This is a genomic window from Litchfieldella qijiaojingensis, assembly GCF_014651875.1.
Taxonomy (GTDB): Bacteria; Pseudomonadota; Gammaproteobacteria; order Pseudomonadales; family Halomonadaceae; genus Litchfieldella; species Litchfieldella qijiaojingensis.
In genome coordinates this window covers 1-1,244 of record NZ_BMXS01000073.1, presented here as the reverse complement: position 1 = coordinate 1,244, position 1,244 = coordinate 1, and the positions used below count along the sequence as shown (strand labels likewise).

Annotated in this window: 1 protein-coding gene; it reads left to right on the top strand. The window is 55.7% G+C overall.

The window, feature by feature from the left end; translation table 11 throughout:
* Window positions 1-67: 67 nt before the first annotated feature.
* Window positions 68-1,236, top strand: a protein-coding gene (locus IE093_RS22260) for an IS3 family transposase (protein ID WP_189473124.1) whose coding sequence is annotated in 2 segments (ribosomal slippage) — window positions 68-329 and window positions 329-1,236 — 1,170 coding nt in all. Because the reading frame shifts where the segments join, the coding sequence is not laid out codon by codon here.
* Window positions 1,237-1,244 lie beyond the last annotated feature (8 nt).

Here is a 1,244-nt window from a genome sequence, read left to right as displayed (position 1 = left end):
TGTAGTGGTCCAATGAAACCGGACACCAGCGTAGGTGGTATGCTCACCACCCTGAGCGAGGTGTCCAATGACCAAAAGAAGAACACGACGTTCCTTCAACCAGGAGTTCAAGCGAGAGGCTGCACAACTGGTGCTCGACCAGGGCTACTCGATGACGGAAGCTTGTCGGTCCCTAGATATTGGGTCAACAGCATTGCGCCGTTGGGTCTACCAGCTTCATCTGGAGCGAGATGGCGGTACGCCGAAAGGCAAGGCATTGACGCTTGAGCAGCAGAGAATCCAGGAGTTGGAAGCCAGGATCGATCGTCTGGAACGCGAAAAAGCCATACTAAAAAAGGCTACGGCTCTCTTGATGTCGGACGAGTGGAATCGTACGCGCTGATAGACCAGTTGAGTGAGCATGAGTCGGTGGAAGTGGTCTGTCAGGTCTTTGGCGTTAGTCGGTCCAGCTACTACGAGCATCGTCAGCAGAAGACTCGTGTAGATGTGGAACGCCTGTCATTACGAGCCGAGGTCAATCGGCGTTTTTCGGCGAGTCGTGGTGCGGCAGGCAGCCGGACGATGACTGCCATGCTGAAGGAATCGGGGATTTCCATTGGGCGTTTCAAGGTCAGAAGCCTGATGAGGGAGTTGGGGCTGATCTGCAGACAACCCGGCCCTCATGCCTACCGGAAGGCAACCGTTGAGCGACCCGATATTCCGAACCATCTGGATCGACAATTTAACGCCCAGCAACCGGACCTGGTCTGGTGTGGTGATATCACGTACGTCTGGACAGGAGTGTCTTGGAGCTATCTGGCGGTGGTGCTGGATCTGTTCTCTCGGCGAGTCGTTGGCTGGGCAATGTCATCCCGTCCTGATGCGGACCTTGTCGTCAAGGCTTTGGATCATGCCTGGATACAACGCGGAAAGCCCGCGCGAGTGATGTTTCATTCGGATCAGGGAAGCCAGTATGGCAGCACCAAGTTCCGGCAGAGGTTGTGGCGCTACCAGATGCGTCAGAGTATGAGTCGGCGCGGGAACTGCTGGGATAATGCTCCCATGGAGCGCCTGTTCCGCAGCCTCAAGTCAGAGTGGATACCCGATTCATGGTACAGCAGTCTGACGGAGGCCAGGAGAGACATCGGGAGCTACTTGATGGGGTACTACAATTGGCAACGTCCTCACACCGTCAACGGAGGGATGCCTCCTGCCGTGGCCGAGGAAAAACTCACAACACTGTCCGGAATTAGTTGACCACTACA